Raw genomic sequence first — 7,352 nt, 5'->3', positions numbered from 1 at the left:
TGCTCGCCCGCGGCCTCGGCGCGCTCGGCGGTCACGTAGACCTCGGGCAGCAGCGGCAGGAGCGCGGCCTGCCAGGGGCGGTGCGCGACGTCGACCTCGTCGAACGGGTCGGCCACCTCCAGGTACGGGCCCCGGGCGTCGTCGTGGCGCCACAGCCGCACGCCCGCCCCGGAGTGCGGCGACACCCGCCGGTAGCCGACGACCACCCACGCGTGCGCCTGCGAGATGACGATCGGCGGGACCTGGCTGTTGACGTAGCGGCAGAGGATGCCACCAAGTGTCAGCATCCCGGCGTCGTCGTCCTCGGCCCGGCTCTGCGGGAGGTGCACGAGGCCCGGCGAGAGGCCCAGGCGCGTCGCGCCCGCCATCATCTGCTGCACCGACAGCCCCTCGCTCGGCACCTGGCGGCCGACGATGACCCCGCCCAACGAGGCGTCGTGCACCGCCGCGGTGAGCCGGCGCGGGATGCCGTGCGCGAGGTGGGCGTGGCGCAGCACCATCCACAGCGTCGCGTGCGCGCAGCGCAGGTACTCGGCGTCCTGGGAGAGGAACGGCATCGCCCGCACCTCGAGCGCCGTCCCGAACAGCGAGACCCGCTCGGTGGCCTCGCAGCGCACCCCGCCGTCGAGACCCGGCGGCGGCGTGATCATCGTACGGCCGACCGGCGTCGCGGGGAGCGGGCGCATCACGGCATAGCCGCGGTAGGCGGCCGGGTCGAGGCGGGTGAGATCCGACGGGTCGACGTCGTCGGTGAACAGGTGCCAGCGGTGGGTCACCGACGGGTGACGGCGGAAGAGCCGGCCGTGGAACGCGGCGTGCTCGCTGCGCCAGTCCGGATCGATGTGGCGCTGCTCGACGACCAGCGAGCGCACTCCGTGCTCGCGAGCCAGCGCGACCACCCGCTCGAACGGTGCGGACGGGGACCCGCCGGAGTAGAAGTCGACCAGCTGCTCCCAGGCGCCGTCGACGGTGACGTCGTAGACCGCAGCCGCCGCGTCGTCCGGGGACCAGGCGAGGAACGGCCAGTCGTTCACCCGGGAAGCAGTACCACGAGGGTCCGACGGTGATCAGCGGATCACCGCAGCCGGATGCCCTCGCTCTCGTACTCGGCGCGCAGCTCGGCGTCGCGCACCCGGTCCAGCGTCGCGCGGAACGCCCGCCGTTGTTCGGGGCGGTGGAGCCCGAGCCGCTCGGCGAGGTCGCCCGCCGGCTCGCCCGGCTCCACGACGGTGCGCTTCCCGGCGATGGCCATGGTGCCTCCCTGGGGTCGCCCCCTGACGGCACCCGAGTCTACGCCGCGACGGGCACCCGGGGCGTCTCCTCGACGACCGCGGACGCGGCCCGGTGACCCCGGGCGAGGACGACGCAGGCGGTGGCCGCGAGCGCGAGGGCGACCGGGGCGACGACGCCGAACCAGGCCGAGACGGTGTCGCCGAGCAGCGGCGCGAGCAGCGAGGGCGGGACGACCTCGGCGACGACGACGACCGCGGTCGCCGTCGTCACCGTGCTGTGCCGCAGCGCGAGCGTCCACCACAGGCAGCCCAGCAGCCCGGTGGCCGCCGCGACGAGGGCGGGCATCGAGGTGAGGGCGGAGAGCGGGCGGGAGAGGTCGACGAGCTTGACCGCGGTGGAGCACGCGGCGAACCCGAGCCCGGAGCACACCGCGAGCGCGACCCCGCGGCCCGCGACCGCGCCCGCCGGCCCGGCGACCGTGATGGCGCCGGCGGCGACCGCGAGCCCGATCTCGAGCGCGACCGTGTCGGTGGCGGTGCCCGATTGCCCCGACACCGCGGCGAGGCCGACCAGCGTCATCGACAGCACGCCCACCGCGACGAGCCCGCGGCCACCGAGGCGGGGGCCGAACCAGACGCGGGCGGTCAGCGCGGTGACGGCGAGGCTCGCGCTCACCGCGCACTGCGCGACGGCCATCGACACCGACTGCAGCGCCGCGACGTGGCAGAGCGCCCCGGCGCCCTCGGCGACCGTGCCGGCGACGAACCAGGGATGGCGCAGCAGCGCGGTCCAGGGCAGGCGCCGTCCGTCGTCGAGGGCGGCGACCGCGGCGGCCTGCGCGACCGAGCCGATGCCGAACAGGACGGCCGCCAGCAGCACCCATGTCAGGCCCACGCCGTGCTCCCCTCGCTCGGTGTCCGGTGCACCACGGTCGGCCGCGTTCCTGGGTGCGCGCTGGGACCCCGATGGGCAGGACGCCTGACCCTTGCCCTCGGGGCAGGCCGCAGCGTCGTCAGCACCACCCCGGAACGCACGAACGGCCGGTCCGGAACCCTCTTGGGTCACGAACCGGCCGTTCGTACGAGCTGGGCCGGGCCCGGCGGGGCTCAGGAGTCGAGCGCCGCGTCCAGGGTGATCGTGGTGCCGGCGAGCGCCTTGGAGACCGGGCAGGTCTGCTCGGCGGTCTTCGCGAGCTCCTGGAACTTCGCCTCGTCGACCCCGTCGACCGCGGCGCGCACCGTGATCGCGATCCCGCTGATCTCGAAGCCGCCGCCCTTGGCCGGCGAGAGCGTGACCTCGGCGGACACGTCGATCGACGACGCCCGGAGGTTCTCGCTGCCGAGCACGCCCGAGAGGTTCATCGCCAGGCACGAGGAGTGCGCCGCGGCGATGAGCTCCTCGGGGCTGGTCTGGCCGTGGGGGTCCTCGGCACGGGTGGGGAACGAGACGTCGAACTGTCCGGCGTTGGACGAGTCCAGGGTCACGTGGCCGGTGCCGTCCTGCAGCCCGCCTTCCCAGTGGGTGGTCGCGTCACGGCTCGGCATCGTCGCCTCCAGGTGGAATGCGGGTGTGGTCCACAGCTCACAACCGAGCCGAGGCCCCGGCGGATTCCGGTCCGCCGGGGAACCCTCCGGACGGACGGGTCAGTGCCGGACGCGCTTGCGGCCGGTGGCCTTGTTGTAGACGACCAGCAGGATGATCGCGACGACGATCGAGCCGATCCAGCCGACCGGGCTCTTGAACGAGAGCTGGTGCGGCGAGAACAGCAGGGAACCGAGGACGCCGCCGACGACCGAGCCGAGGATGCCGAGGCCGATGGTCGGGAGGATGCCGATGTTGTCCTTGCCGGGGACGAGGGCGCGGGCGATGAAGCCGACGATGAGACCGAAGACGATCCAGCCGAGGATGGTCAGGATGATCATGGGAGTTGCCCTTCCGGGGAGAGACCGCGGGAACGCTGCAGGACGTACGTCGCCCAGCGCAGTGTCCCGCCAAACGTCACGCGAGCGACACATCCGACGGAACCGCTCCCGGCCACCGCCCGACCCCGGCGTCTTCGCCGCACGTTCACCACGGCGGGGCTACGCTCGGGCCCCGGCGGCGTCGTGCCGTCGGACCCGCCCCGGAACGAGGTGTGCGCGATGGGATCGCTGAGCCCGGTGCACTGGGCGATCGTGATCGTCGTGGTGCTGTTGCTGTTCGGCTCGCGGAAGCTGCCCGACATGGCCCGCGGCCTGGGGCAGTCGATGCGCATCCTCAAGGCCGAGACCCGCGGCCTGCAGGAGGACGACCGCGGCCACACCACGTCGGGTGGGTCCGGAACGTCGGCCTCGCCGGGATCGTCACCCTCGTCGTCGTCGACGCCGGGATCGACCCACGAACGGTCGAGCGGGACCGCTCACCCGGCCGCAGGACCCGAGCGTCCGCCGAGCGCGGAGCGCGACGCCTCGTGACGTGACGGTCGCGGGGCGTTGATAACGTCCGCCTCGGTGACCGACATCGCGAGCAGACCGACCAGGGCTGCGGACAGGCCGTCCGCCCCGGTCGCGCCTGTCGTGGTCCTGGACGCGGCGACCGCGTCGGCCGTCCCCGTGGCACCCACCACGACGGTGCGCACCCCCACCGGCTCCCGGAAGCTCTCGTGGGACGTGCTGCGGGTCGGCTTCGTGCTGCTCGTGATCCTCTACCACTCGACGTTCATCGGGCCGCTCGTCTACCACGACATCCTGCCCAAGAGCTTCGTCTTCCCGCACCAGGTCGGCGCGAGCCTTCTGCTGGTGCTCTCGGCGTACTTCGTGGCCGCCACCGTCCGCCGCGGCGGCGCGCGCCGCGGGGCGACCGCCCGGTGGTGGTGGGGGAAGCTCGCCCGTCTCCTGCCGGCGTTCTTCGTGGCCACCGTCAACGCCTGGCTCTTCCTGCGCTACCTCGCCCCCGACGGCTGGTACTACCCGGGCGAGCGCGACCTCGTCGCCAACCTGCTGATGCTCTGGCACTGGGACGCGAGCTGGGGCTTCGTCGACGGGTCCTACTGGACGATCCCGGTCCAGCTCCTGGCCTTCTGCCTCGCGGCCGTGATGTGGCGCAGCCCCCTCGGGCGCGGTGTCGGGCTGCGCGTGGTGATCTGGGCGGCGCTTCTCGTCCCGGCCCTGCAGTGGCACCACCTGGCGACCCGGGCGCCCGGGTCGATCTACGCGATGGTGGTCAGCGGCGCGGGCATCTTCCGGTGGCACCTGTTCGTGGCGGGCGTCGCGGTGTGGATGTACTCCACCGGGCGGCTGCGCCGCTGGCACTTCGTGGCGATCGAGGTCGTGGCGATCGCCGAGCACGCGCTGCAGACCTCGATCGTCGACCCCACCACGGGCTGGGACACCGACTGGATCGCCGTGGGGCTCATCGCCCTCGGCGTCGCGGCCATGACCGCCGCCGCGTGCGGCCCGGACTGGGACCGGTGGATCCCGCGGCGGGGCCGCCGCACGATCACCTGGCTCGCCGGCATCTCCTACGGGGTGTTCCTCACCCACCAGACCGTCGGCTACGTCGTGATGCGCCGGGCGCAGCAGTTCGGGGTCGGCCCGACGCTGCAGACCGTCCTCATGATCCTCGCCGGCGTGCTCGCCGGCTGGCTGCTCACCCGCGTCGTCGAACGGCCCGTGCACCGGGGCCTCATGCGCTGGTGGGACCGGGGGCCCGCCCGCTACGGCCGGGTCGTCGTCGAGCCGGCCGAGCCGGCCGCGCCCGCCACCGGGGCCACGTCGTCGTCCGGGCCCTCCCAGGCGACGAGGTCGTAGGTCCGCATCGAGGCCGCCCGGCCCGCGCCGCACGTCAGGGGCGTGGGCGAGGGGATCCAGCGCTCCCGCACCACGACCTCGACCTCCCCGAGCCCGTCCGGGGCGGCCAGCCGCACCGTCCACAGCGACGCGTCGTCGGGGTCCTGTCGCACCCCGACGGGGGCCAGCGCCGCCACCCGGTGCTCGTCGAGCGCGAGGCGGGCGTGGTGCTGGGCGCCCTGCACCGCCGGCGCGAGCCCGGCCCGGCCGCGGAGCAGCAGCGGGTCGACCCGACCGTCGTCGTAGCGCTCGGCGACCGTGGCCGCCTCGCTCGCGGGCACCCGCCCGAGCACCAGCCCGTGGGGGAGGAGCACCACGTTGGCGGCGAAGCGGTCGCCGCCGGTGTGCGTCGTCTCCCAGGTCCGGTCGGGGTGCGCGGCGGCGAGCTCGGCCGCGACCGGGCGGCCGCGCATCGCGCAGCACGCGTCGTGGCGACCGTGCGCGCAGACGAGGTAGACGGGCTCGTCGGACGGTTCGGTGGAGACCTCGAGGTCGGCCAGGGCCGTGGGCAGCGCCTGGGGCGCGTCGACCCGGCCCCACCGGACCGACTCGTGGCCCGGGCGGCAGTCGACCACCGCGAACCGCCCGCCCGCCTCGGTGGGCGCGCCACGCGCGGCGGTGCGCCGGATGAGCTGGAACCGGCCGTCATGCGTCCGGCAGAAGGCGTCGAGCGCCGCGACGACGTCGTCGGAGAAGCCGGCGCCGGTGAGGGCCTGCGGTCCCCACGGCCCGGGGTGCTCGACGAGCAGCCACCGGCGTGCGGGCGGCGCCGACGCGAAGAGCGGGTCCTCGCGGTCACGGGCCGCGTCGGAACAGCGGAAAGGGACGGCCGGCACGCCGTCTCGGGGCAGCTCGGCCTGGGTCAGGGAGTCCGGGGCCGTCACGTGTCCGTCGTACCCGCAGGATCGTCGGGCGCGCCACCCTGCGTGGGCGCCGCGTGGCCCACCGAGTCCGGCGTCACGAGCACGCCCTCGGTGAGCAGGCGCCGGGCGACGACGGCGGCGTCCCCCGGCTCGTCCTCGGCCACGTCGCCCAGGCGCACCACCGGCCCGGCGAGCAGCGTCGCCAGCGGGGTCGCGGCGGCGGGCGGGAACTCGAGCGTGCGGTCGGGCAGCTCGAGGAGCAGGCCCCCGTCGTCGGTCGCGGGCGGCACGACGCGGTGGCGCAGCCCGTGGCGCAGCCGCAGCCACGAGTCCGGTCCCAGGGCGTTCGCGGTCGCGGCCTGGCGCAGCGGGAGCAGCGACTCCGGGCGGTTGCCCGACCACACCCGCCCCCGCAGCCGCCGGGCGGCGCGCTCGGCCCTGGCGTCGTCGCGGGACCGGTCGGCGAAGTAGTCGGCGGCGCGGGAGGCGACCGTCGCGAGGTGGGGCGCGAGCGCGTCCGGGTCGGACACGTCGACGCCGAGCGGGAGGGAGGCGCGCAGCTCCGGGTCGTCGGCCAGGCCGGCGAGCAGGGTCTCGAGCAGGGCGTGGCGGGTGACGACGTGGACGCCGACCGTCAGGTGCGCCGACACCTCGCCCTGGGCGGTGGCCGAGTGCAGGAAGCCGCGGGGCAGGTAGAGCGCGTCGCCGGGTTGCAGCACCTCGTCGAGGAGGGGCTCCTCATCGGCACGGGCGCGGACCGCGGCGGCGTGGTCGTTCCACGGCTGGTCGCGCAGCGGGTCGGTGTGCACGGGGGCGTGCACGTGCCAGCGCTTGGTGCCCGCGATCTGGAGGACGAAGACGTCGTGGACGTCGTAGTGCGCGGAGAAGCCCGTGGAGGACGCCGGGGTCACATAGGCGTTGACCTGCACCGGGTGGCCGAGGTCGGCGTTGAGCCCGGCGGCCAGCTCGGCGACCGACGCCCAGGTGCGGTGCACGCCCTGCAGCACGACGGTGTGGCCGTCGGCGAAGAGCGCGGCGACGCGGTCGTCGCGCACCTGGTCGGAGATCTCGGCCCCGACGCCGCCGTCGCCGGTGAACGACGACGAGTCGACCACCCGGCCCTGCTTGGCGATCCGCAGGAACGGGGTCCGCAGCCCGCGGTAGGCGAGCAGCTCGTCGACCGCGTCGAGGGAGAAGAGGTCGTCGAACCCGGCCCCGCCGTCGATGTCCGCGCGGTCCTTGGCGAGGTCGTCGCGCCGGGACAGCACCGCCCGGCGTCCCCAGGCCTCGTCGGCGAACGCGTCGAGGTCACCCGCGACGGCACGACGCAGGAAGGGGCGGTGGGGGCTGGTCATGCAGGACTCTCAGGCGGCTCGGAGGGGCGGGTCGGCGGTGGTCGGACGTCGGGTGCCGGTCACCCGCACCCCAC

The 7,352-nt window shown here is 75.0% G+C and carries 9 protein-coding genes; 2 read left to right on the top strand and 7 right to left on the bottom strand.

Going from position 1 to position 7,352, the window contains the following annotated elements; genetic code table 11:
* The 5 genes from VGH76_RS21265 to VGH76_RS21245 form a co-directional block, all read right to left on the bottom strand.
* Positions 1–1,034: hypothetical protein (locus VGH76_RS21265; RefSeq protein ID WP_331558713.1), on the bottom strand; the 1,034-nt coding region annotated here is incomplete at its 3' end.
* Between the two features lie 41 nt (positions 1,035–1,075).
* Positions 1,076–1,252, bottom strand: a complete 177-nt coding sequence (locus VGH76_RS21260) for a hypothetical protein (protein ID WP_331558712.1) — start codon at positions 1,250–1,252, stop codon at positions 1,076–1,078.
* A 38-nt stretch (positions 1,253–1,290) separates the two neighbouring features.
* Positions 1,291–2,127, bottom strand: coding sequence for a hypothetical protein (locus VGH76_RS21255; RefSeq protein ID WP_331558711.1), 837 nt, complete (start codon positions 2,125–2,127; stop codon positions 1,291–1,293).
* Positions 2,128–2,339: 212 nt separating this feature from the next.
* On the bottom strand, positions 2,340–2,777 hold the full coding sequence (locus tag VGH76_RS21250) for an OsmC family peroxiredoxin (protein ID WP_331558710.1): 438 nt from the start codon (positions 2,775–2,777) through the stop codon (positions 2,340–2,342).
* 99 nt (positions 2,778–2,876) lie between these two features.
* A complete protein-coding gene (locus VGH76_RS21245; RefSeq protein ID WP_331558714.1) occupies positions 2,877–3,152 on the bottom strand; it encodes a GlsB/YeaQ/YmgE family stress response membrane protein in 276 nt (91 codons plus the stop codon).
* Positions 3,153–3,374: 222 nt separating this feature from the next.
* Between VGH76_RS21245 and tatA the strand changes: the two genes are divergently transcribed.
* Both tatA and VGH76_RS21235 read left to right on the top strand, forming a co-directional pair.
* Entirely contained in the window at positions 3,375–3,686 is a 312-nt protein-coding gene (tatA, locus tag VGH76_RS21240) for a Sec-independent protein translocase subunit TatA (RefSeq protein WP_331558709.1), read from the top strand.
* 156 nt (positions 3,687–3,842) lie between these two features.
* Positions 3,843–5,021, top strand: a complete 1,179-nt coding sequence (locus VGH76_RS21235) for an acyltransferase (protein WP_331558708.1) — start codon at positions 3,843–3,845, stop codon at positions 5,019–5,021.
* On the opposite strand, the gene VGH76_RS21230 is transcribed toward VGH76_RS21235, so the two are convergent.
* Together VGH76_RS21230 and VGH76_RS21225 are read right to left on the bottom strand one after the other, a co-directional pair.
* On the bottom strand, positions 4,928–5,944 hold the full coding sequence (locus VGH76_RS21230) for a sucrase ferredoxin (RefSeq protein ID WP_331558707.1): 1,017 nt from the start codon (positions 5,942–5,944) through the stop codon (positions 4,928–4,930). The genes VGH76_RS21235 and VGH76_RS21230 overlap by 94 nt on opposite strands.
* Positions 5,941–7,278 (bottom strand): cupin domain-containing protein, encoded by a 1,338-nt coding sequence (locus VGH76_RS21225; RefSeq protein ID WP_331558706.1) that lies wholly within the window; start codon positions 7,276–7,278, stop codon positions 5,941–5,943. Before VGH76_RS21225 ends, VGH76_RS21230 begins: the two co-directional genes overlap by 4 nt.
* Positions 7,279–7,352: the final 74 nt, after the last annotated feature.

It is taken from the genome of Actinomycetospora sp. (assembly GCF_036497585.1).
Lineage (GTDB): Bacteria > Actinomycetota > Actinomycetes > Mycobacteriales > Pseudonocardiaceae > Actinomycetospora.
This window is presented reverse-complemented; position numbering and strand designations above follow the sequence as displayed.